21 protein-coding genes are annotated in these 24,125 nt (G+C 60.1%); 18 read left to right on the top strand and 3 right to left on the bottom strand.

Features of this window, described 5'->3' with window-relative positions; all coding sequences use genetic code 11:
* Window positions 1-11 precede the first annotated feature (11 nt).
* From ACSQ8V_RS25905 to ACSQ8V_RS25870, 8 genes are all read left to right on the top strand, one after another.
* Window positions 12-902, top strand: a complete 891-nt coding sequence (locus ACSQ8V_RS25905; protein ID WP_436207594.1) for a phytanoyl-CoA dioxygenase family protein — start codon at window positions 12-14, stop codon at window positions 900-902.
* A complete protein-coding gene (locus tag ACSQ8V_RS25900) occupies window positions 899-2,416 on the top strand; it encodes an amidohydrolase family protein (RefSeq protein ID WP_436207593.1) in 1,518 nt (505 codons plus the stop codon). The genes ACSQ8V_RS25905 and ACSQ8V_RS25900 overlap by 4 nt, the downstream gene beginning before the upstream one ends.
* Window positions 2,417-2,473: 57 nt before the next feature.
* Window positions 2,474-3,577, top strand: a complete 1,104-nt coding sequence (locus ACSQ8V_RS25895; RefSeq protein WP_436207592.1) for an extracellular solute-binding protein — start codon at window positions 2,474-2,476, stop codon at window positions 3,575-3,577.
* Between the two features lie 1,105 nt (window positions 3,578-4,682).
* The gene (locus ACSQ8V_RS25890; RefSeq protein WP_213765720.1) at window positions 4,683-5,459 is read left to right on the top strand and encodes a citryl-CoA lyase; all 777 of its coding nucleotides are present in this window, start codon (window positions 4,683-4,685) and stop codon (window positions 5,457-5,459) included.
* A gap of 52 nt (window positions 5,460-5,511) precedes the next feature.
* Window positions 5,512-6,645, top strand: coding sequence for a CaiB/BaiF CoA transferase family protein (locus ACSQ8V_RS25885; RefSeq protein ID WP_213765769.1), 1,134 nt, complete (start codon window positions 5,512-5,514; stop codon window positions 6,643-6,645).
* A 76-nt stretch (window positions 6,646-6,721) separates the two neighbouring features.
* Complete coding sequence (locus ACSQ8V_RS25880; protein WP_436207591.1) at window positions 6,722-8,068, top strand: MFS transporter; 1,347 nt, start codon at window positions 6,722-6,724, stop codon at window positions 8,066-8,068.
* 127 nt (window positions 8,069-8,195) lie between these two features.
* Complete coding sequence (locus tag ACSQ8V_RS25875; RefSeq protein ID WP_436207590.1) at window positions 8,196-9,284, top strand: porin; 1,089 nt, start codon at window positions 8,196-8,198, stop codon at window positions 9,282-9,284.
* A 92-nt stretch (window positions 9,285-9,376) separates the two neighbouring features.
* A complete protein-coding gene (locus ACSQ8V_RS25870) occupies window positions 9,377-10,198 on the top strand; it encodes an IclR family transcriptional regulator domain-containing protein (RefSeq protein ID WP_213765723.1) in 822 nt (273 codons plus the stop codon).
* A 93-nt stretch (window positions 10,199-10,291) separates the two neighbouring features.
* On the opposite strand, the gene ACSQ8V_RS25865 is transcribed toward ACSQ8V_RS25870, so the two are convergent.
* Window positions 10,292-11,209, bottom strand: coding sequence for a LysR family transcriptional regulator (locus ACSQ8V_RS25865; protein ID WP_436207589.1), 918 nt, complete (start codon window positions 11,207-11,209; stop codon window positions 10,292-10,294).
* Between the two features lie 146 nt (window positions 11,210-11,355).
* Here ACSQ8V_RS25865 and leuC point away from each other — a divergent pair, with 146 nt between their 5' ends.
* Window positions 11,356-12,762: a 3-isopropylmalate dehydratase large subunit gene (gene leuC, locus ACSQ8V_RS25860; protein ID WP_436207588.1), complete on the top strand. Its 1,407-nt coding sequence runs from the start codon at window positions 11,356-11,358 to the stop codon at window positions 12,760-12,762.
* Entirely contained in the window at window positions 12,763-13,404 is a 642-nt protein-coding gene (gene leuD / locus ACSQ8V_RS25855; RefSeq protein ID WP_436207587.1) for a 3-isopropylmalate dehydratase small subunit, read from the top strand. It begins immediately after the preceding gene.
* Between the two features lie 332 nt (window positions 13,405-13,736).
* On the opposite strand, the gene ACSQ8V_RS25850 is transcribed toward leuD, so the two are convergent.
* Window positions 13,737-13,997, bottom strand: a complete 261-nt coding sequence (locus ACSQ8V_RS25850) for a hypothetical protein (protein WP_436207586.1) — start codon at window positions 13,995-13,997, stop codon at window positions 13,737-13,739.
* Between the two features lie 381 nt (window positions 13,998-14,378).
* Between ACSQ8V_RS25850 and ACSQ8V_RS25845 the strand changes: the two genes are divergently transcribed.
* From ACSQ8V_RS25845 to ACSQ8V_RS25810, 8 genes are all read left to right on the top strand, one after another.
* Window positions 14,379-15,398: an AAA family ATPase gene (locus ACSQ8V_RS25845; RefSeq protein ID WP_213765730.1), complete on the top strand. Its 1,020-nt coding sequence runs from the start codon at window positions 14,379-14,381 to the stop codon at window positions 15,396-15,398.
* Between the two features lie 13 nt (window positions 15,399-15,411).
* A complete protein-coding gene (locus ACSQ8V_RS25840) occupies window positions 15,412-16,275 on the top strand; it encodes a DUF58 domain-containing protein (protein WP_436207585.1) in 864 nt (287 codons plus the stop codon).
* Window positions 16,272-17,144 carry a calcium incorporation protein MxaA gene (locus ACSQ8V_RS25835; RefSeq protein ID WP_436207584.1) on the top strand — a complete coding sequence of 291 codons (873 nt, stop codon included), beginning with the start codon at window positions 16,272-16,274 and terminating at the stop codon, window positions 17,142-17,144. Before ACSQ8V_RS25840 ends, ACSQ8V_RS25835 begins: the two co-directional genes overlap by 4 nt.
* Entirely contained in the window at window positions 17,141-18,121 is a 981-nt protein-coding gene (locus ACSQ8V_RS25830; protein WP_436207583.1) for a vWA domain-containing protein, read from the top strand. Before ACSQ8V_RS25835 ends, ACSQ8V_RS25830 begins: the two co-directional genes overlap by 4 nt.
* Window positions 18,118-18,663: a tetratricopeptide repeat protein gene (locus ACSQ8V_RS25825; protein ID WP_436207582.1), complete on the top strand. Its 546-nt coding sequence runs from the start codon at window positions 18,118-18,120 to the stop codon at window positions 18,661-18,663. Before ACSQ8V_RS25830 ends, ACSQ8V_RS25825 begins: the two co-directional genes overlap by 4 nt.
* A gap of 98 nt (window positions 18,664-18,761) precedes the next feature.
* Complete coding sequence (locus ACSQ8V_RS25820; protein ID WP_436208013.1) at window positions 18,762-19,685, top strand: MxaL protein; 924 nt, start codon at window positions 18,762-18,764, stop codon at window positions 19,683-19,685.
* 12 nt (window positions 19,686-19,697) lie between these two features.
* Window positions 19,698-20,303 carry a DUF3280 domain-containing protein gene (locus ACSQ8V_RS25815; protein ID WP_436207581.1) on the top strand — a complete coding sequence of 202 codons (606 nt, stop codon included), beginning with the start codon at window positions 19,698-19,700 and terminating at the stop codon, window positions 20,301-20,303.
* Between the two features lie 151 nt (window positions 20,304-20,454).
* Window positions 20,455-21,579: a cytochrome D1 domain-containing protein gene (locus ACSQ8V_RS25810; protein ID WP_436207580.1), complete on the top strand. Its 1,125-nt coding sequence runs from the start codon at window positions 20,455-20,457 to the stop codon at window positions 21,577-21,579.
* Window positions 21,580-21,642: 63 nt separating this feature from the next.
* On the opposite strand, the gene ACSQ8V_RS25805 is transcribed toward ACSQ8V_RS25810, so the two are convergent.
* Window positions 21,643-23,952, bottom strand: coding sequence for a TonB-dependent receptor (locus ACSQ8V_RS25805; RefSeq protein ID WP_213765736.1), 2,310 nt, complete (start codon window positions 23,950-23,952; stop codon window positions 21,643-21,645).
* Window positions 23,953-24,125 lie beyond the last annotated feature (173 nt).

Here is a 24,125-nt window from a genome sequence, read left to right as displayed (position 1 = left end):
AGGCATGGCACATGATCACCGATATCGATTTGCAGGTCAGGCAGCCGTTTCATGAGAAGGGATTTGTTGTGCTGCACGACTGGATTCCACAGGACTGGCTGGAAGAACTGCGTGCCGTAACCGACCGCGTGCTGGCGCGGGCTCCTGACGACGCCGAGAAGTCTGCGCTGCTTGACTGGGAGCCGGAAGTCGACGCACAAGGGCGGCGGCGCGTGCAACGTATCCGCCGGCCTCAGGACATCGACCCGTTCTACTGGAAGCTGGCGCGGGCGGACTTCATCCTCGATGCGGTCGCAGCGGTGATCGGCCCCGACATCCGTCTCCACCACAGCAAGATCAACATCAAGGCGCCTGCAGTGGGTTCGGCGCTGGAGTGGCATCAGGACTGGGCGTTCATTCCGCATACCTACCCGGGCATGGCGATTGTCGCGATCTGCCTGGACCCGTGCGCTGAAGTGAACGGTCCGATTCGCTTTCTGCCGGAGTCGCACCGTGGCCCGCTTCACGATCACCATAGTGACGGTGTCTTCTTCGGTGCAATCGATCCCGCCGAACTGGATCTCGACCGTGCGGAACATGCGGTCGGCAAGGCTGGCATGGTCTCCATTCACCACCCGTTCACCGTGCACGGATCCGGATTCAATCATGGCGTGCATGATCGAAGGATCCTGTTCTTCGAATACGCCGCCGCGGATGCGTGGCCACTGTTCTACGGCGTGCAATGGGACGAATTTAACCAGCGCATGGTGCGTGGTCAATCGACTTATACGCCACGCATGGAAGCGGTCGCCCTGCGCATGCCGTATCCGTCTGCAACCTACGGTGCAGGCAAGATATACGATCAGCAGCAGCGGTTCGACAAGAAGTTCTTTCGTGCCAAGAGCAGCGGAGAAAAAGCATGAACGAACGCACTATCGTGGGCTGCCGGATACTCAGTTCGCCGGATCGGTTGCGTCAGCAGGATCCAGTGCAGCAGCGCTGGGACATCCATATCGCCGGCACTCGGATCGACAAGGTCGTGGCGACGCAAACGCAAGCTCCGCGCGGCATAGTGGTTGATGGCCGCGCGCTGCTCGCCACGCCAGGCTGGATCAACGGACACACGCACAGCCATGAAGGTTTTCATAAGGGACGGTACGACAATGTACCGCTCGAATTGTGGATGAACAACGTGCGGCCGCTGGAGCCCATTCCGTTCACGCCGCGGCAAGTTTATCTGCGCACGTTGATCGGCGCGATCGATGCGCTGCGCTCCGGCACCACCACGATCTGCGACGACATGAACGCCAGTCCGGTGCTGCAGCCCGAGCTCGTGGAAGCGGCGTACCAGGCATATGAGGATCTCGGCATCCGGGCGCTTGTCGGCATCACGCTTTTCGACAAACCTTTTTTCAGGGCACTGCCATTCGTCGACGAAGAGTTCGACCCGGTACTGCTGGCCAATCTGGATGCGACCCAGCCCACGCCTGCTGCAGAGTACCTGAGCTACGCCGAATCGCTGGCGCGCGCGCGCCATCCGCGCCAGCATCGCGTTGGCTACCTGGCGACGCCGAGCGCGCCGCAGCGTTGCACGCAAGACTTCTTGATGAGCGTGCGCGAACTCGCCGATCGGCACGACTTGCCGTTGATCATTCACGTGCAGGAAACGCGCATGCAGGTGGTCACCGGGCAAGCGTTCTACGGCAGTTCGATGGTGGAGTATCTGCATCGCATCGGCTTTCTGAAGCCTGCAACCAGTCTGATTCATGGTGTATGGCTGACCCCGCGCGATATCGACCTGCTGGCTTCGAGCGGGGCGTCGGTGCAGCACAATCCGCAAAGCAACCTGAAGCTGGGCTCGGGCATCGCACCCGTCCCCGCGATGCTCAAGGCCGGAGTCAATGTGAGCCTCGGTAGCGACGGCTGCGGCTCGATTGAAAATGCCAACATGCTGAAAGTCATGCACGCGATGGCCCTGATCCACAAGATGCGAGGCGACGACTATACGCACTGGGTCGGCGCGGACGACGCCTTTCATGCGGCCACGGCGGCGGGCGCCAAGGCGCTGGGACTCGACGACATGATCGGCCAGATACGTCCTGGCATGCGGGCGGATCTGAGCTTGTGGCGTACCGATTCAATTCCGTTCGTTCCACTAAACGATCCATTGAGGCAACTCGTTTTCAACGAAACCGGAGCAAACCTGGCGAGTGTTTTTGTCGACGGCGAGCCGGTGCTCGAGCACGGCCGGCTGACACGTGTCGACGAAACCTCACTGCTGGAGGAAATCGCGGCGGAGTGGGCGGCACTTGCGCCCCTCATCGCCGACCGCGAAACCAAGGTCGAAAAAATGTTTCCGTCGTACCGGCGTATCTGGGACCGCTGCTGCGCAACGGGCATTGATACGGCGGTCTACCCGGCACGCTTCGATCGCTAGATGCAATTCAGGCGACCCGGCGGATGCCGGATCACTCTCAAGATAAGGCGCCGGCCTGTGCGCCGGGCCGCGCAATTTACCTCACAACGTAAAGGAGCATCCAGCATGAACACTACATATAGTCGGTCACGGCGCGCCGTGTTGAAAGCTGTTGGCGCGGCGGCCCTGGTCGGTGCGGCCGGTACACGCCGCAGCTTTGCGGCGGACCGGATCGCTGCGGCGACCTTTCCCGGTGCATGGGAAACAGCGCATCGCAGCTTCCTCATTCCTGCATTCGAGAAGGCGAGCGGCGGTTCTGTAAATTTGATGCCCACGATGCCGTTGGAGATCATCGCGAAAACTGCCGCGGCCCGCAATAACCCCCCATTCGATGTTATCGTCGCCGACGAAGGCTCGTTCGCGGTCGCTGTTCAGGAGGGGCTCATCGAACCGATTCCGGCCGCGCTGTTACCGAACCTGAAATACCTTCCTGCGAAATTTGTCGATCCGCATGGTCTCGGTGTCTATGTGTCGGCTCAGGTCGTCGGCATTGCTTACAATACGGAAAAAATAAAAGTCGCACCCACGTCATGGAACGACCTCCTCAAGCCCGAATATAAAGGCCGCGTGGGGGTAGTGGGATTTGGCTCAGCTGTGGGTCCGGTATGGCTCACCGAGGTTGCGAAGATGCGTGGCGGCAGTGAAACCAATATGGAACCTGCTTTCGCCTACCTGCGCGAGCTGCTGCCGAACATTGGTGCGGTAGCGTCGAGCCCTGGCCAACTGGCGACGCTGATTCAGCAAGGACAGGTTGATATTTGCGCGCACTACAGCAACAACGTCGGCGATTTGCAGGCGAAAGGCGTGCCGGTCGAACTGGCGCGTCCCGATACAGGCTGGGGCATCGTGCTCACGTCGATGCACGTCGTTAAGAACAGCAAGGAACCCGCGCTGGCGGCAGCGTATATCAACGCGGCGCTGGATGCGGGCGTGCAAGACAAACTCGCCGACGCGCCGTACTATCTTGTACCCACCAATACGCAGGTCCCATATTCGAAAGGATTGCAGCATTACGCTCGGAATGCTGCGGAACTTGACACTTTCAAATCCATCGACTGGGTCAAACTTGCGCCTTTGCGTCAGGGGTATATCGATCGCTTCAATCGGGAGGTAAAGGTCTAATTTGGACCGGCTAGCGTCTTTCCGGGGCGCCTGTTGGTGCGGGAAGACAAGACGGACAACGCAATTATTGTGGTTTCGGGCGTCGGTCCGCTGACGGCGGTAGTTACGGTCGCAGCCACCGGTGACGTAGGAGCGTTCAAGTTCGGGTAAAAGCTAACCGTTTAGCTCCGTCTCCGGATGGAGCGGACCTGCGCTGGCGAATAGGTACGGTTGTTCGGCGTCAGTCGGTGCAGAAGCATATATACGTGTGAAGCGCGTCAATCAAGCTGGCTCGTCCGTCTGTTTTTTTGGGGTCGACAGATCAGTGAGCCGAAGTCGACTCGCGTTGCGCGACTATGTTCGATCGATACTTCCCCTCGACGATGCTCACGACTGCATCTAATGTTTTCGCGTAACCGACATGCCATACGCAACCCTTGGAATAGACATCTGACGCAAGCTCATATTCCACATGAATACAGTTTCGTTCGGATAACTACACAATAGCAGTGAGGAGTGCATCGTCGAGCGGCTGGTACGGGCGAACTGCTCTAGCTGACGTTTTCTCAAGAGGGGTGCGTAAGCCCGGTTGCGGCGATAACGCGGGTTATCGCGGCGATACTCGCCGCATAGCGTCGGGGCAGGGCGACTTCAGGGACGTTTGGCCTCGTTGGGTTGCTTGCAAGCGCCGACGATTGGATCTTCGGAAGATTGCTGTTCGGCCGGAGCGGTCGTTCGCCGGTTAACCTTGCTATGCCAGCTCATCGCTTAAGACCAGCCATTCATTAACGCCAGCGACGAACGTCTGCTACCGGCTTCAACGAACGAGCGCCTCCGACCCTTCCGACCCTTCCGAGTCATTCGAGCTTGCGTGTCCGTTGCTCCCATCACAATGAAAAACGGTTGAACTGGTTGTTTACAGATTCACTGCGTCGGCGCTCCTGGAAGTGTGGACCATGCATGGGTCAGCATTATTTTCGCTGTGCGAAAATATATTCGCTAGGTGAAACCACCTATTGGCGATCAGCTCGGAGCTTCGTTACAGTTTCGTCTACCGAAATAATGCGCGTTAGCCGAAATTATTTCAGCTGAAACATCGCTATCCATCGCATCTTCAAAGGTCGCCATGCAAATCGGAAAACCCAGTCAGCTACGCACGTCGATTTCTACCGCAACGCCTGACAGCATCACGGTCCGTAACCGGGATCTCTGCAAGGAGTTGATAGGCCACATGAGCCTGACCGACTTCTTTTGTCTGCTCCTGACTGGCCAGCCGCCCACGGACGTCCAGCGCCTGTTCCTCGACGCATCCCTGGTGTCGATTTCGGAACACGGGCTGGTGCCGTCCATACAAGCCGCCCGCATGACATTCGCCGCAGCCCCCGAGGCTTTGCAGGGCGCGGTGGCAGCCGGCCTGCTGGGATGCGGGTCGGTCGTCCTCGGCAGTTCCGAAGAGGCGGGCAAGCTGTTCGCCGGATTGCTCGCGAAAACGCCGCAAGAGGGCACGCTCGAACAGGTGGTCGAGCGTGAAATCTCGGCACTGCGGGCGCGGCGGGCGCCGTTACCCGGCTTTGGGCATCCGCTGCACCAGCAGGAAGATCCCCGCGCCACGCGCTTGCTCGCCATGGCGGACGAACACGGCACCGCGGGCGCGAACGTGCGGGTGCTGCGCGAGATCGCTGCCGCGGTGCCGAAAATCTATGGCCGGGCATTGCCGATCAACGTGTCGGGCGCGATTCCAGCCGTGCTGCTCGACGTCGGTTTTCCGCTCAAGGCCTTGAAAGGCGTGCCGCTCGTCGCGCGGAGCGTGAGCCTCGTCGCGCATCTGCTGGAGGAGAGCATGGAGCCGATCGGCTTCGCGCTGGCCCATGCCGGCGAAAGCGCGATCGAATACGTCGGCTGAACAAGCACTCCCGGAACACAACGCGGCGGTTGCCGCACATGGAGCAATCGAAGTGATCAAGGTATTGCAGAACATTCGTGTCATCGAGCAGGGCACATTCATTACCGGGCCGGCCACGGGGATGCTGCTCGGCGATCTCGGCGCCGACGTCATCAAGGTCGAGCAGCCCGGTTCGGGCGACCCTTTCCGGGCCTTTCGCGGCGGCCTCTACAGCCCGCACTTCCAGACCTACAACCGCAACAAGCGCAGCGTCACGCTCAATACGAAGGATGCCGGCGACCTCGCCACTTTCGACGAGCTGATCCGTACTGCGGACGTGTACATCCAGAATTTCCGGCCCGGCGCGGCGGCGCGCCTGAACGTGGACGAAGCGCGTCTTCGCGCAATCAACCCTCGCCTGATCTACTGCTCGATCAGTGGCTTCGGCCAGTCGGGGCCGTCAGCGGGACGTCCTGCATACGATACGGTCGCGCAAGCCGCGAGCGGATTCCTCGGACTGCTCGTCAATCCGGAGAACCCGCGCGTGGTCGGACCGGCAATCGCCGATTCGATCACGGGCTTCTACGCCGCCTACGGCATTCTCGGGGCATTGCAGGAGCGCGCGCGCACGGGAACGGGCCTGAGCGTGGAAGTGTCGATGCTCGAGGCCATGACGCATTTCAACATGGACGCATTCACGCACTACTATTCGGCGAACGAGGTCATGGGACCCTACAGCCGGCCGATGGTCTCGCAGTCATATGTCATGAAATGCCGGGACGGCAAATGGCTCGCGCTGCATATGTCGTCGCCGGAAAAATTCTGGCAGGGGTTGGCCTTGGTGATCGGCGTCCCGGGCTTGCTGGACGACCCGCGTTTCTCGACGCGCGAGGGCCGTATCGACAACCAGGATGCGATGATCGACGTTCTAACGGGAATATTCGTCGAGCGTGAGCGTGACGAATGGTGCAGCCTCCTGCTCGCGCAGGATGTACCTCATGCGCCCATGTACGACGCAAGCGAAGCGCTGGAAGACCCGCAGGCCAAGCACCTGGAATTACTGGTGAGCGCGCGCCACGCGACGATGGGCGAGTACAAGACCGTGCGCAGCCCGGTTAGCTATAACGGCGAGCGCTCGCTTTCGATCGTGCCGCCGCCGGTACTCGGCGAACACAACGAAGAAATCCTCGGGCCTCTGCGCGCGTGAGACATCGCCGCGCTCGCCAGAGATGGGCCCGGAACACATTGCCGGGCGGCGCGGGAACAACAATCAGGAGACTGTCATGGCGTTGAGCGTGGAAAAAGCCGGCATGAGCCAGCTTTCGCAGGACCTGGAGAAAGCAACGTACGACAAGGTGTTCTGGCGCTGTGTACCGATATTCTTTCTTTGCTACATGGTGTCGTACCTCGACCGGGTCAACATCGGCTTCGCGAAGCTGCAGATGCTCGGCGACCTGCATCTCAGCGACAACGTGTACGCGTTGGGCGCGAGCATGCTGTTCTGGGGCTACGTCCTGTTCGAAATGCCGAGCAACATCGTGCTGCACCGCGTGGGAGCGCGCCGCTGGATTGCCCGGATCATGGTGACCTGGGGCCTCGTCTCCATCCTGCTGATGTACATCGGGCCGCTGGGGCAGTTCTTCCATACGGGTTCGGCGACCATGTTCTACGGGCTGCGTTTCCTGCTGGGCGTGTGCGAAGCGGGCTTCTTTCCTGGCGTGGTTCTCTATCTGAACAGCTGGTTCCCATCGCACAAGCAGAACCGCGTCATGGCTGGCTTCATGGTGGCGCTGCCGCTGAGCTTGTGTATCGGCGGACCGGTCTCGGGCTGGGTGCTGCAGAACATGCACGAGACGCTCGGCTTTCGCGGCTGGCAGTGGATGCTGATCGTTGAAGGTCTGCCCGCCATCATCCTTGGGGTGCTGGTGCTGCTCACGCTGACGGAAACGATCGACGATGCCCGCTGGCTCACGCCCGAAGAGAAATCGCTGTTGAAGCGCAACATCTCGTCGGAGAACGTGACGAAGACCCACGACTTTCGCGCCGCATTGAAAAGCCGGGGCGTATGGCTCCTGTGCGGCATCTTGCTTACCATGAACACCGGCTTCTATGGCTTGTCGTTCTGGCTGCCGTCCATCATCAGCGCCGCAGGGCTCAAGGACGCTTTTCATATCGGTTTGCTTGCCGCCGTGCCGTATGTCGCCGCCAGCATTGTGATGGTCGCGAACGCCATGCATTCAAACCGCACCGGGGAGCGGCGCCTGCATGCCGCCATTCCAGCGCTGCTGGCCGGTATCGCATTGATTCTCAGCGCGATATTCACGCACCAGCTCTCGGTGTCGATCCTGCTCATTTCGATCGCCGCATCCGGGATCATAAGCATCATGCCGATCTTCTGGACCTTCGCCGGCCGCCTGCTGTCGGGCGCAGCGGCAGCGGCGGGCCTCGCGATGATCAACTCCATTGGCAGCTTGTCCGGCATCACCGGCGCAATGATCACCAACATGGCGAAGAACGTGACCGGCGACGTCAACAGCGGCACCTACGTGCTGGGCGGATGCCTGCTGGTGTGCTGCTGCCTGATTCTTTCGATTCCCCGCGCAATGGCGTCCACCGGACGACCTGATTGAGCCAGGTTTCCTCGCGCGCGCCGGGGTAACCGGCGCAAGCGAATTACAAGTTGTTGTTAATTATTTAGTAATCCTTTAAATATATTCGTATTTCATAGCTAAAAGAAAAATCTCCCGGAGACCGATAATGAAAACTTCCATCAAGGCGGCGTTGCTGTCGTCGGCTGCCATCGCATGCTCGCTGGTTGGCATGGGCACCGCGTACGCGCAAAGCAATGTGACGCTGTACGGTTTGATTGACGAAAGCCTCAACTACGTGAGCAACGAAGGCGGCCACAGTGCTTTCACGCAAACGTCCGGCAACGTGCAGGGCAGCCGCTGGGGCATCAAGGGCACGGAAGACCTGGGCGGCGGCTATCAGGCCATCTTTACGTTGGAAAACGGCTTCGCGCTGAACAACGGGGCATTCGGTCAGGGCGGCCTGGAGTTCGGACGCCAGGCTTTCGTCGGACTCACGACGCCCGCCGGCACGATCACGTTGGGACGGCAATACGACTTCCTGATCTACCTGTACTCGATGACCAACCTGTTCAACGCCGGTACGTACGGTTTCCATTTGGGAGACTACGATCGCCTCGGAGGGGAACGGCTCAATAACGTCATTGCCTACCAGACCCCGACGTTCGACGGATTGAAGGTGGGCGTGCTCTACGCGCCGGGCGGCCAGCCCGGCCATCTGGCGGCAGGCAGCGCGCAAAGTTACGGCATCTCATACAGCAGCGACAATCTGAATCTCGCCGCCGCGTACACGAGCGTGAACAATACGACCATCACGCCGGCCGCGACGATCGGCGTTCCCGACCTGTTCGGCACGCCGCAAAGCGGAACGGTTGCGCTCAACCGGATTTCGACTTTCGCGGCAGGAGGCAGCTACAAGTTCGGTCCCGCGTTGCTGCATGGCGTGTATTCGCTCACCGACATGAAGGGCGGTAATTCAACCGCCGTGCTGAGCACCTGGGAGGGCGGTGTGACCTATTGGCTGACGCCGGCGGTATCGGTGCTCGGCGGCTACGCCTACTCGAAGCTGAATGAAACCCGCTGGGGGCAATACATGGTCTCGGCTGACTATTTCCTCTCGAAGCGAACTGACCTCTATGCCCTGCTCAACTATGAGCACGTGCATGGCGGCGACGTCCAGGCTACGCTGTTCACGGCAACGCCTTCGAGCGGCGGCAACCAGACCATCGTCAGCCTGGGCATCCGGCATCGGTTCTGACGCGTCGCTGCCAGGGTTTTGCCGCCGAACTGTTTTTCGCAGGGCGAAAAACAGTATAGTTGAGCCCTGTCGATGACCGCCTACCTTCTTTCATGACTCAAACGCCGTCTGAACGCATTGATGAGACTCATCGGGATTTCGTGGCCGCGCTTGCGCGCGGCCTCTCGGTGATCCAGGCCTTTACCGAAGATCAGCCGGAAATGACGTTGAGCGAGGTCGCCCAGGCCGCGCAGATGAACGTCGCCACTGCCCGGCGCGCGCTGCTCACCTTGCACTCGCTCGGGTACGTGGGAATGCAGGGCAAGCGTTTCCTGCTGTTGCCGAAAGTGTTGTCGCTTGGGGTGGCGTATCTGCGCTCGATGAACTTCAAGGACCTGGTCAACCCGTACCTGCAGGAAGTCGCGGACGAGTATCGCGATTCCGTGTCCTTTGCGGTCCTCGATGGCGACGACGTGGTCTATCTTGGCCATGTACCCAGCAAGCGCAGCATTACGCGACGGGCGTCCGTGGGATATCGGCTACCTGCCTTCTGCACGTCGCTCGGGCGGATCCTGCTCGCCAATCAGCCGCTCGAAGAACAGCAGCGCCTCTTGACCCGCGCGCCTTTTCCGCAATATACGGCCAGGACCCTGGTCCAGCGCGACGACCTCGCCCGCGAATTCGCGAAGGCGCTGACCAACGGCTTTGCCACTCAGCAGGACGAGATCGAAATGGGCGTCGTATCGATCGCGGTGCCGGTCTGCGATCCCCAGGGTAACGTGATCGCTGCGATTAATTGCTCCTCGGAGACGGACCGCACCACGACCGATGACTTGATTGCCACGCGCCTACCGGTCTTGAGGGAGGCTCGCGCGCATATCGAATGGGCCATTCGCCGGGCGCCTGCTCTTGTCCATTCGATCCGTTCGTCCTAGCGCGCGACGTAGCTCCATTGACAACCAAGTCGTATAGCCGGCCAACTCAGCTGGCGCCGAGTGCCATGGGTGTTGAATCTTTATCGTGGGCGTTCATTCCATTGGATCCGGGCCCATCTCTGGCTTGCCGCCTTTCGTACAAAGGTGGTCGAGAAGGTGCATGGCCGCTATCGGCAAAGGCGCCGTTGGTTTGAACAAGAGCTTGAGCTGCCGCCCGGCCCACGGTTCGTCGAGCCTCACCTTCGCGTAGTCGGAATGATCCCGGTCGGCAAGTGCGATTTCCGGGATGATGGCAATGCCCAGTCCGGCAATGACCATATTGCGAATCGCCTCGAAGTTGGTGACCTGGATGGCGAGACGCATAGGACGTCCCAGCGCTTTGGCCGCTTGGATAGCAAGGGCCAGAATGGAGGCGCCGTCTTGCATGCCGACGTGCTCGTAATCGAGGGTCTCTGCGAATTTCACGCTTTTACGTCGACCTAAGGGGTGGTCTGCGGGTGTGATCAGGACTAGCCGATCAGTGCGGAACGGCCGTTCCGACAGGCTTCCGTCGATGTAGCATGCCGCGGCTATGCCTATGTCCGCATCACCGCCGAGTAAATCCCGCGATACCTGCTCACTGAGACGCTCGACAAGCCCGATCTGAACATTGGGGAAGCGATTGACAAACGACTTCAGTTCCTTCGGCAAATAATGCGCCATCGCCGTCAGGTTGACGGACAGCCGCACCAGCCCTCGCACCCCGTCTCCATACTGCCCCATCTCACATTCGATCTGCTGCAAATGGTCCATCAGGATCTTCGCTCGCCGGTATAGCGCGTTGCCTGCGGGCGTCGGCTCGACGCCGCGGCTACGGCGATGCAGCAACGGCGTTCCGGCGTCCCGCTCCAGGTCCGAGATGCGGCGGCTGACAGCGGACACTACGATATTCCCCCGTTCGGAAGCGGCGGAAATGCTTCCTCCTTCGATGACAAAAATAAAGAGGCGCAAAGTTTCAATATCGAAACGCATGGTCTGACAGATCCTTCACATAAAACCCGGGCCGAAGAGCTTTGCCGGCCCGTGACGGCAGTTGTCGCGAACGGTCAATTCAATCCGATCCCCGGCTTGCTATCCTCATCGTCAAGCATCTCCCACGCTTTCGATGACGGATAACCATGGCTTACCCCCAAACCCTGCTTGAAAAGATTTGGCAGCGGCACGTCGTTTCACAACTGGATGACGATTATTTTTTGCTGTATGTCGACCGGCACCTGTTGAACGAAGTGACGAGTCCTCAGGCATTCGACGGCTTACGTGCCGCCTCGCGCCAACCGTGGCGCGCTTCATCGGTATTGGCGACCGCAGACCATAATATTCCCACAACAAATCGCCTTGCGGGGATGCACAACGAATCGGCCAAGCGACAATTCGTTGCGCTACAGCAGAATTGCATCGAATATGCCTTACGTTTTTTTGAGTTGACGGACCGCAGGCAAGGAATCCTGCACGTCGTCGCGCCGGAGTTGGGCGAGACCCTGCCTGGCATGACGATCGCGTGTGGCGATTCCCACACCACGACGCACGGTGCATTCGGTGCGCTGGCGCTGGGTATCGGCACATCGGACGTGGAGCAGATTCTCGCAACGCAATGTCTGGTTCTGCGCCGGCCCAAGACACTGAACGTGCAAATCCGGGGCGAACTACCGCGCGGTACCTACGCGAAAGACGTCGCACTGGCGTTCATCGGCCGGTATAAAACCGACTTTGCCACTGGGTTTGCATTGGAGTTTTCAGGTGAGACGGTATCCGGATTCAGCATGGAAAGCCGCATGACGTTGTGCAACATGGCAGTGGAAGCGGGCGCTCGCTGTGCCCTGATCGGTGTCGACAAGAAGGTGATCGATTATCTCGACGGACGCCCGTCCAGCCCGGTTGGTACGGAGTGGGATGACGCAACGCAGCTATGGTCGACATTGCACAGCGATCCCTCGGCCGAATTCGACAAGACGGCGGTGTTCGACGTGAGCGACCTGCAGCCCCAGGTGACGTGGGGAACGACGCCCGCCATGGTCACGGGTATCAATGGATGCGTGCCCGACCCGGCTGCCGAGTCAACGCACGAGCAGCGAGCAGCAGCAACGCGCGCACTGGATTACATGGGACTGGATGCGGGAACGCGGATTCGGGAAATCAGGCTCGATAAGATTTTCATCGGCTCATGCACCAATGCGCGCATCGAGGATCTGCGCATTGCCGCCGATGTCGTGAAGGGCCGGAAGGTCGCATCCACGATCCGGCAGGCATTGGTCGTACCCGGTTCTGGGAACGTCAAGTACCAGGCGGAAGCAGAAGGTCTGGACCGGATTTTTGTCGAGGCCGGGTTTGAGTGGCGCGAACCGGGCTGCTCCATGTGCCTCGGGATGAATAACGACAGTCTTGGTGAGGGCGAACGCTGCGCTTCAACCTCGAATCGAAATTTCGAAGGAAGACAAGGGCGTGGTGGCCGCAGCCATCTGGTGAGCCCAGCTATGGCGGCTGGAGCAGCTATCGCCGGACATTTCATCGACCCAGCGGAGCTCTGAATGAAACCATTCGTTATACTGAATAGCTACGCGGTGCCTATCGACCGGGCCGACGTCGATACCGACGCGATTCTGCCGAAGCAGTACATGGCGTTGACCAGTCGCGTCGGATTTGGCGATTACCTGTTCGACAACTGGCGATATGCCGAAGTGGGCGTGCCTGGTGACGACATAACGAAACGGACCAAGCGGCCGGACTTCCCACTTAATCAGCCCCGTTATCATGGCGCGCAAATCATGTTGTGCCGCGCGAACTTCGGATGCGGATCGAGCCGCGAGCATGCTGTCTGGGCGTTGGCCGACTGGGGGATCAAAGCCATCATCGCACCCAGTTACGGCGATATTTTCTACGGCAACTGCTTCAAAAACGGCTTACTTCCAATAAGGCTGCCGGCAGAACTTGTCGAAGAGTTGTTCAGCGAGCTGGCCCGGATAGACGAACCGACTCCCATGACAATCGACCTCCCGGAGCAGCGGGTGGTTTGCCAGGGTGGGAAGAGTTATTCGTTTGACCTCGACGCCTCCCGCAAGAATTCTCTGCTGTCGGGCCTTGATGAAATCGAGCAGATATTGGCTAGCTACAGCGAGCGAATAAAGGCGTTCGAAAAGGCCCACTTCGCTGCTGAACCTTGGTTGGCATGACGTGGGATCAAGAAAGTGGAGCTACACGTAAAGCACGATAACGCTGACGCGAGCGAGGTACGTGAAAACGCCTCTCGACATTATCATCGATGGAGAGATCGTCGATCATCGACGGCCGTAGCGGACGCTCGCTATCGTCGTTGGCGAATGGCCGGTCTGCAGCAGCAAGCCGGCATATCATCGTCGATGGACCAAATCCGCCAAGGCCGATGACCTGCCGAGCAAAGCCGTACCTATCTCTACGAGTTTGGACATCTCATGCTCGTCTTTCGCTCGAAGAGGGTCGGAGAGAGCACGGAAGTTATATGGTTTAAAAGCGGGAAATACGGAAGTTATTTGGTTAATTTTCCGGAAGCTAATTGAGTTCCTCTACAGCGCCGATGCGAAGATCGGCGGCCAACTTCATTGGTAATTCGGATCTCATCCGAAAGTTCTGGATCGTCGCCTGCGCGAGCGATGATCACCGCACCGAGCATTGCCGCAGTCACCAGAATTGCCTGGTCGCGCTTGCTGCCGTGTTTGCGGCCCTGTTTGCCCCAGCGAAAACCCATGACAAAACGGTCAAGCAAGCCGTGGAGATAGCGGGCAAGCATCGAACGATCTTGATCGTTATTGCTTATTGCGGCGCGCGATTTCGACCGCGAGAGCCGCCATCGGGTACAGGCACGCGCTGAACCCGGAATAGAGTGAGCGCCCATTATGCACAGAAGGAAAAGCATGACGGCACAAAGCCTCCGTTGTGCCCGGACCTTATGAACCTGCGCGATTAGTTACGTTGAATCGCAGGCACAACGTGTACCGCCGGCTGTGACAGTGTGTTTCTCAGCCGTTCATGCCATTGCTGATTAAAACCCTCGCCGGCAAGCCTTTGAACATGAGCCCGCGCGTGTTTAAACTCGGTACGACTCTTGCGTTCTCTCGCTCCGGCGCATTGTTTCCTACACAGTGCTGCCGTGCAACAGGAGACCGGGCCGATGGCTTTCGAGGAGCAACTTCAGGATTGGCGCGAGAGTGCATTGCGGGTGGAGTTGAGCGTCACCGCCGCCGTCGCAGGCCAGCATGAAATTATCCGCCTGATTAACGTTGCGCTGTTTGCGCGCGGTCACGTGTTGCTGGAAGGCGGCGTCGGGGTCGGCAAAACGACCGTGCTGCGCGCATTTTCGCGGGCCATCGGCGGAGGCTTCGGGCGCGTGGAAGGCACCATCGACATGATGCCGGGCGACCTCATCTATCACACGTATGTAGACGCAGACGGAAGGCCTCGTATTGATCCCGGTCCCTTGCTGCGCCACGGTGAAAGCCTGACGACGTTCTTCTTCAACGAGATCAACCGGGCGCGGCCGCAGGTCCAGTCGCTCCTGCTTCGCGCGATGGCCGAGCGTTCCGTTTCCGCGTTCGACCGTGAATATCACTTTCCTCACATGACGGTGTTCGCGGATCGTAACAAGGTTGAACGCGAGGAGACCTTCGAGCTGGCATCGGCTGCCCGGGACCGGTTTCTCTTCGAGCTGAATATGCCGACGCCGTCAGATTCCGAAGTAAGACGCGCGCTGGTTTTTGATCCCGTTTTCCACGACGTCGACGCATTGCTCGAGCGGGTGACGCCTGGCGTGGTCCGATGGGCAGAGCTGAACGACATCGGCGCCAGCATTCAACGCAACGTGAGCGCCAGCGCAACGATCGAGCGCTACGTGCTCGACATCTGGCGCGCGACCGAGAACCCGCTGCAATTCGATATTGCCCTGGACGGTGTTGACATGGAGCGGCTCATCCTCGTGGGTGCGAGTCCGCGCGGCATGAGCGCGCTCTTGCGGGCAGCGCGTGTGGTCGCGTGGCTGGCCGGGCGCTCGCATCTGATACCGGAGGATATTCATGCCGTGTTGTTGCCCGCGCTCGGGCATCGCGTGTTCTTCACGCCAATCTACGAACTGCGCCGACAGGAACTTGCGGAAGCGCTAATTGCGCAGATCATGGCGAGAGTCGCGGTGCCGTAACGTCATGAATGCGATGAGCCCAATGCCAGAATTTCACTACCGGTTGCCAATGCGCGCCGGCGGTTCGCGACCCGGATCGCATCCCGGTTCCAGTTTCGGCGCGGGTCAGGCATTCGCCATGCACGCGCGTCTTTTCGATCATCCAGATCCACGCCGTATTGATTTACGCGCGAGCTTGCGGGCTATTCCCGCCGAGTGGCTCGTTCGCGTTCATCTGCAGCGCGTGGCCGTACCGGTGTACGTATTGATCGACGTATCCGCGTCGATGCACTTCGGGCGGCTCAAATCCAAGCTCGACGTTGCGGCGGATTTTGTAGGCGCGCTGGGTTACAGCGCGTTCCGTGCGGGCGATCAGGTCGGCATGCTCGCGTTCGATGCCGCCGAGCGTGAAGATCTCTATTCACCGGCGCGCTATGGTCAGGGTGTCGGCGACGTGATGGCGGCCACAGTGCGCCGTGCCGCGCAATCTCCCGGCGTGGCGGGAGGTATCGATGGACTGGAAAAATCGGTCGCGAAACTTGCCGGGAGGCAGGGGATTGTCTTTATCGTCTCGGATTTTCATTGGCCGCTGAAACGGCTGCCGACGATCCTGGATACATTGACCCATGCCTACGCCATCCCTATGGTTATATGGGACTCCGCGGAAGTCGAACCACCGGAGCATGGCGGGCTGCTGGCTGTTGATGACGCCGAAACGGGAGAGCGCCGAACAGTGTGGCTGCAGGGTAAAACGCGTCGGGATTGGCGCGACGCCGTCGTGCGGCGGCGTGCCGAAATCGAGCGGATTTTCGATAAACGCGGGATACGGCCGTTCTACGTTCAGGGCGCATTCGAGGCCGAAGCGTTGTCGCGATACTTCCTGGAAGCAGTCGCATGAGCCTATTCGCGCGTCCGCTATTCCTGGTCATCACGGCAGTAATCCTAAGCATGACGCATGCTGCCAGGGCGGCGCCTGCGCCGGTCACCATGGAGCAACCGCGCGCGTTCGGCTACACGGTAGGCGATGTGCTTTCGCAACGCATCCTGCTCCCTTTGGGCAACGACGGTTCTAGCGCCGCCGCGACGCCATCGACGGGGCGCATCGGCATCTGGTTCGAGCGCCGCCATCCGCGCATTGAAACGGATGGGGAAGGGCGGCGATGGATGGTCATCGACTATCAGATCGTGAACGCGCCGCAAACGCTCACCACCATTTCACTCCCCGCCCTGACACTGGGTTCGCTACAGGTACCGGAATGGCCGGTAAGCGTGAGTCCGCTCACGCCAAATACGGCATTTGGCACGGGTGACCTTCTACCACTGCGTCCCGACCGGCCAGCGCCGTTACCCGCCATTGCGCCGCTGCGTAGGCAGGCCATGTGGGCGCTTTGCTTCCTTACATTGACGCTTGTCGCATGGTTCGGCTGGTGGAAATGGCGTAACACACGCGAAGCGGCGCGCTTGCCGTTTGCCCGGGCGTACATGGAAATGCAGCGCTTCGATTCATCCCAATCCGATAAAAACGCGCACGGGTGGCTGTGTCTGCACCGTGCATTAAACGAGACGGCAGGGCAGGTCGTGCATGCCGGTTCACTGCCGGGCCTGCTTGCAAGAGCGCCGCATTTGCAAGCGCTGCAGCCGCAGCTCGAACTCTTCTACCAGCACTCGGGCGAGCGTTTCTTTGCGTCGCGTTCAGCCGATGAAAGCTTCCCCTTGCTCGACTTGAGCCGCGCGCTCTATCGCGCGGAGAGGCGTCAGCAGCAATGACTTTACCTATCGACTTCGCTCATCCTTACGTGCTTGTTCTCATGCCGCTCGCCTGCCTTGCGTTGCTGCGTCGACGCGGCGATACGCTGAGCTTTTCGTATATAGGATGGCTGCCGGTCGACCCGCTGGGGCGTGCGGTCGGGACATTATGGCGAGGCTGCGCGGTGCTGGCGATACTTTGCATAGTCATTGGTCTGGCAAGCCCGGGCCGTTCCAACATGCACGTTTTGCACACCGGTACCGGTGCCGAAATTCTCATCCTGATGGACCGAAGTTCCAGCATGGATGACGCGATGGGGCGGCAGCCGATCGACTCGCGGGGCATGTCGAAGAATGAAGTCGCTCGTCGGGCGATAACCCGTTTCGTCGATGACCGTCCGAACGACCGGTTCGCGTTCATGATGTTCGGCATCAGCGCTATACCGGTCATTCAGTTCACGGCGAATCATGAAATTATTCAAGCCGCGATAGCCGGCACGGGAATTGGCCGCGGCATGGCAGACACGCAGCTCGATCGCGGTTTGCATGCAGCGATTGGACAATTTGACGGACGTCGTTACGACAGCCACCGGGCGATCGTACTTGTCTCGGACGGCGGCGCAAGACTCGACGCACAAGCGCGTCGCGATATAGCGGAAGGTCTCGCACGCAATCAGATCGACTTGTATTTCATCTACCTGCGCAGTGGCGTATACAGCCCTGATCTGCGGGCGGTCACCGCCGACGATACCTCCGCCGAGGCCGAGCTGCACCGGTTTTTTGTCACGTTGAAATCCCCGTATCACCTCTATCAAGCAAGCGACGCGGATGCGATGGCCGCCGCCATGACCGATATCAACCGGCAACAAAAATATCAGGTGTCGTTTGTCGAGCAGTTGCCGCGACAGGATCACAGTGCCTATTGGTTTGCGGCCGCGCTGGTCTTCTGCGCTTTCCTGCTCGCGTTGAATCTGGTTCAGGTCAGGAGTTGGACATGAGACGCTCCTGGACTCACATCGCGTTTGGACTTGTTGCGCTGGGTTGTGCGGCGGTGGCGGCGGATGACGGATTACGAATGAAACATGCTGAAGATGTGCGCCAGGCTGTCGCCGAAGCACGCATCATCACCAGTGTGCCGTCCCATCTGGCCGATCTACCCGAGGCTCGATTGGCCCGTGCGATGGCACTGTCGAAAGCGGGTGCATACGCTGACGCGCAGAAACTCTATGAGGCGCAGATACAAGACGACGCCGGCAGCGACCTGGCGCAGGCTGCGCTTTTCAACCTGGGCAATATGTATTTGCGTCAGGCGACCGGCGAGGGAAATCCCGGTCCTGTCAAATCGTTGCCCCTGCTGGAACAGGCGAAGCAACGATACCGCCAGTTGCTGCGCGTGACGCCCGGCGACTGGGATGCACGCTACAACCTCGAGCGCGCGTTATGGCGCGCTCCCGAAGAGACCGAGAGCGCCGACGAGCCGGATGTCAAGGAGCAGCACGACGTCAAGTTGCGCGGCGCTCAGGCTGAGGATCTGCCGTGAAAACCGGTCTACATGGGCGACGTTTTGCCCGAAATATTTTCAGCCGGCAACAGTGGCCGGTCGTGCTCGCGCTGCTGTTGCTGGTCGCCGCGCTCGCAATGCCTCCCGTCATTTTGCCGCGCGATACCGCGCGTTACATCGTCACCTTCGATATCACGCAAAGTATGGACACCGAGGACGTGGGCTCGAACGATGCGCCATCCAGCCGGCTTGATTTCGCCCGTGCCGCTACACGTGAAACGTTGGGAAAATTGCCCTGCGGATCGAAGGTCGGATGGAGCGTGTTTACCGGACAACGTACTTTGCTGTTGTTGCCGCCCGTTGAAGTCTGCCGCAATTTCGACACGCTGCTGTCGTCGCTAAATGAAATCGATGGGCGCATGCGCTGGACAAACTGGAGCCGCGTGGCTGAGGGCGGCATCTACTCGGCGGTGCGAACGGCGCAGGAAGTCGGGCTGGATACCGCGGTGATCTTTATGACCGACGGTCAGGAAGCGCCACCCGTGTTGCCATCAAATGACCGGGTGCGCGAAGTGGCCAGCGGCAAGGTTCATGGCTGGCTAATTGGCGTGGGCGGGGACCAGCCCGCCAACATTCCCAAGACCGATGCCAACGGCAACAGGGTGGGATTCTGGCATGCCGATGATGTGATTCAGGTCCCGACCATACCGGGCAAGCCGACTACCGTGGAAAGCCACGAGGAGTTGTCGCAACTGCAGGGGGAGTACCTTGCGTCGGTTGCGTCACGGATTGGCTTTAAGTATCAGCGGCTGTTTGGCGCCGAGGCGTTGACCCGCGCCATGCTCGATCCGCAGTTGATGCACCGGGAGCCCGCGGCGACCAATCTTAACTGGTGTCCGGCGTTGCTTGCGTTACTGCTGCTAACCTGGCGATTTTTACCTTCGTGGGGTTTGCGAGGCTTGCGTTTAAGACGGGGCCAGACGGTGAGCAGTTCAGCTTCACATGCTGGCGCGAAGCGAGCGGTGACTGGCCAGGATCATGTGATCCGGATAACTATGTAAAAGGGCTGCGGCATGGAGAATCGAATCATCGACTCGTGGATACCTATGGCCATGCTGCCGCTGCGAAGCGTTTTACATGGCGGACAGCGGCGCACATTGCGTGTTCTGCGCAGTGTCGCGCTATGTCTTGCAGTAGTCACTGCCGGATCGCAGGCAATGGCTGCGACACGGTCGATTGCTGTTATCGACTGCACGCTCATCGACGATAACGCCTCTTACAACGACGCCGATACCAACCGTACGCAACAGGCCCGCGTTGTCTTGATCAGCGACGATCTGCGCGCCCAGTTGCGCGACCGTCAGCTTTTTCGTGTCGCAGATAACGCGCCCGCGAGCGCCATGATTGCGCAACTTACGGCGGCGCAGGACATGAACGCGTGCAACGGCTGCGAGCGGCAAGTCGGACGCAAACTCGGCGTTGAGCGTGTCGGGGTGTGCTGGGTGCAGAAAGTCAGCAACTTGATCATCAACATCAATCTTCGCGTGGAAGACGTGGCGTCGGGCAAGACCGTGTTCGAGCGCTCGGTCGATATTCGCGGCAACACGGATTTGTCATGGCGTCGCGGCGTCAAGGCGCTGGTCGACCGTCTCGCCGACGACCCCGATGCAACTCGCTAGACCCGCGGGCGCGCTGTCGAAAGACGCTTTCGGGAGAATCTCCTGCCCCGATACGTTGTCAAGTACCGCCATGATGGGCTAAGTTGGCCTTTGGGTCCGCGATGTCCGAAGACATCCGGTGCACCGACCAGAACAACAGGCGGAGACGAACATGCATTTGAAAAAGGTGACGGCGTATCTGGCGCTCGCATCGGTGGTGACCACTGGCATCACGTTCGGCGCAAGTCCGGCGTGGGCGGCGGCGCCGACAGCTTACGTGACGAGCGAGACGGCGGGGGTCGGCGTGATCGACCTCGACCAGATGACACTCGCGAAGACATTCGCGTTCGGCGACGATGGCCCCCGCGGCTTGAGCCTGACTGCTGACGGCCGCCGGCTGCTGCTGGCGAACAAGAAACCAGGTGATTTGTCAGAAGTCGATACAGCCACGGGCAAGATTTTGCGGCGGGTGAAGATCGGCAAGAATCCGGAGTTTGTCCGGGTGCATGGCAACTACGCCTACGTGACCTACGAGCCGGGAGAAGACGGCGGCCCGCCTCCGGGCGTGTCGGGGGCACCGGGAGCGCCGGGTGCATCAGGAGGAGCGCCAGGAGCCGATAAAGGCGGTCCCCCGGGCGCAGGAAAGGGCGATGACAACGCGAATGAGCCGCCGGCGGAGATCGCGATTGTCGACCTGAAGACTTTGCGGGTGATCCGCTCGGTGAAGAGCGGGCACGAGACGGAGGGTGTGGAGTTTTCCGGCGATGGCCGGGAAATGCTGGTGACCAACGAGGGGGACGATACGGTCTCGGTGTATCACGTTGGCACGGGCGCGCCGCTGCGCACGCTCAAGCTGGACCATGGATCGCGCCCGCGCGGCATCAAGCGTTCGCCTGATGGCAAGCAATACGTGGTCACCCTTGAGAACACCAACAAGTTCGTTGTGCTCGATGCCCACAGCTTCAAGGTGCTCAAGACTGTCGATACCCAGCTTGGTCCCTACGGTGTCGCGTTCGACCCTGCCGGCAAGCGCCTGATGGTCGCGGCGGCGCGCGGCAAGGTGTTGCAGGTATTCGATGCCAAGACCTTCGATCACATAACCGATGTGCCGGTGGGCCTGCGTTGCTGGCACTTCAGCTTCACGCCTGACGGCTCGAAGCTGATGCTGGCATGCGGCCGGTCGAACGCGGTGTATGTCTTCGATGCCACCAGCTACCAGCCGGTCAAGCAGATCGAGGGACTGCCGCTCGCGTGGGGCATCGTGACGTATCCGCACAGCGCGGGGTCGATCGAGTAGCACGCCAGTCTCGTTCGCACCGGGGATCAGCCGAGACAGATGCACCCCGGTGCGGAACAAAACTTACTTCCACGCATACCTCAGTCCTACCCACGCTCCTCTCGGCGCGCCGATGCCAAGGAACTGCTCATTGGCCGGGTTGGCGCCGTTGAAGGTATGGTTCGGACCATCGAAGTCATTCTCGCCAAGGATCGCGAAACTCGCATAACGTTTGTTGAGCAGGTTCGTGATGCTGGCGAACACCTGTAGCTGCTTCGTGATGTTGTAGGTGGTGTCGAGGTCGATCAGGAAATAGCCCGCTACCGACCCGTTCACATCCTGGTTGTCTTCGTCGCCGCGAGCAAAAATGCTGCCGCGATACGTGAGGTTGGTCCCCACATTCCATTTCGGCGTCGCCGCATAGTCGAGCCGCAACTTGATCGTGTTCTGCGGAATGCCGGGAATGCGGTCGCCTGGCTTGACAGTGATATTGCCGTTGGCGTCGGCGCTCGAATTGCTGGAACTGCTTTCGGTCCACGTCGATTGATACGTCGCGTCCACGTAGCTGTAGCTCGCGGCCACGGCCAGTGGCCCGAACTGCGTGCGTCCGGCCAGCTCGAGTCCCTGCCGGCGCGTCTTGCCCACGTTCTGGAAAAAGCCGAGCGTACTGGCCGCGCCGTTGCTGCTGACGAACTGGATGTCGTTGTCGAGCGTGGTCCGGTAGAGTGCCGCGCTCCATGAGGTTGCATGTCCGAGCTGGCCACGCGCGCCGATCTCGTAGGTCTTGGAAATCACCGGTTGCAACGACGGGTCCGCAATGAAATCGTTCGGCAGGGAACAGGGTGAGGCCGGATCGGCACAGGCGAGTTCGATCGCGGTCGGCGAGCGCATGCCTTCGTTGTACGTGGCGTAGGCGGTGAATGTGGGGGTCGGGTTCCAGTTGATGCCGACCGCCGGGTTGAAGCGGGAGAACGTATGGCTGCCGTCGAGCAGCGGCTGTACACCGCTTTCATCGCCGATGACGGACTTGGACCAGTTATAACGTCCGGCCAGCGTCATGGACCACTGCTCCGTGATCGACAACGTATCCTCGAAATACACGCCATAGTTTGCGTTGCGCGTCTTTGCATCGGTTTGAGACTCATAGGGACCAATACCTATGGTCGCCCTTGAGTCGGTGAACTGGGCGTCTTGTGAAGCCTGCGTGAAATGCGAGTTGGCGAAGTCGCCCGCCATGCCCGCGACGAACTGGTTCTCCATCCCGGCCAGCTTGTTGAGCAGCGTCATTTGCAGGCTCGCACCGTAGCTGTCCGTAACGATCACGGACTGTTCATTGGTCGCCTGGACTGTGTTGACGTTGCCGTTGTCATCGACCTCACCGAAGTCGTCGTTAGTGTTACTGCTGGTGTTCACGTTCCGGTAGTGCCGGTAATACATGTTGCCGCTGATTTGCAGGTTGGGGCTGAAATAATGCTCACCCGACAGCGTCAGGTAGCCAACCTGATTCTGGTTCTGGTCCGGGAATGTGTAGGCCTGCTTGTAGTTATCGAGGAAGGAGCGGGGGATGGTCTGCGAGCCCTGCAGGTCGTTGTCGGCGCCCCCCATGGACAGTGAAATCGTGGTGTCCGCGTCGGTGTAGCGCAGCTTGCCGAACGCCTGGCGCAGGCGGCTGGAGTTGTGGTCGGCCCAGCCGTCGTCGTTGGTCGTGTTCGCGGTGAAGTAATAGTCGAGATTCTGGCCGATCACGCCGCCTTGCTCTATCTGCGCCGTCTTGCGGCCCCACGACCCTGCCGAAATTTCGGCCTCGCCGCCCGGATTGCTGCGGCCGTTTTTCGTCGTGACAGCAATGGCGCCGCCGAGCGTGTTAAGGCCGAAGGTCGGGTTGGAACCGGGGATCACCTGGATCGTGTTGATCGCGGCTTGCGGGATCAGGTCCCAGTTCACCACGTCGCCAAACGGCTCGTTGATGCGCACGCCGTCGAGGAACACGGACAAACCCTGCGGCGTACCGAGCAGCGGTGACGCGGTGAAGCCGCGATAGTTGATGTCGGTCTGGGACGGATTGCCCTGGGCTTCGTTGATGTCGACGCTGCCCACATTCTTCTCGAAGTAGTCGGTGAGCACCGCCCCATGCTGCGCGTCGATCGCGCTGCCCTTGATGGTCTGGACATTGGCCGGCACCTTCTCGAGCGGCGTGCCGATGCCCAGCAGCGGCGTGGTGCCTACCACGACTATCGGCGCCAGCTGGATCAGGTTCGGCTCGGACGCAGCCACCGGCGGCGAGGCTGCATCTTGTGCCCAGGCCGTGGCGCTGAGGCCGGCAAGCGCGCTGCCCAAGCACACGCGCAGCGCGAATGGAGGCTTGCGAGGACGGTGATGCGGGGCCTGGCTCATGATTGTCTCCTGCAGGGTGTTGTTATCGGTATGACTTCGGTATAAGTTCGACGCAGAAAATATCCGCGCCGTTGCCATACTGAAAGCGTCCCACAAGATGCGCGTCGTGCAACCGGGAGGTCTTCCCGATTACAGGGGGAAGCATTCCCAACCCGCTCGGTTCGCACGCGACG

Source organism: Caballeronia sp. LjRoot31 (assembly GCF_964253885.1).
Taxonomy (GTDB): domain Bacteria; phylum Pseudomonadota; class Gammaproteobacteria; order Burkholderiales; family Burkholderiaceae; genus Caballeronia.
The sequence above is the reverse complement of the archived record's forward strand: the minus strand, read 5'-3'. Positions and strand labels throughout refer to the sequence as shown.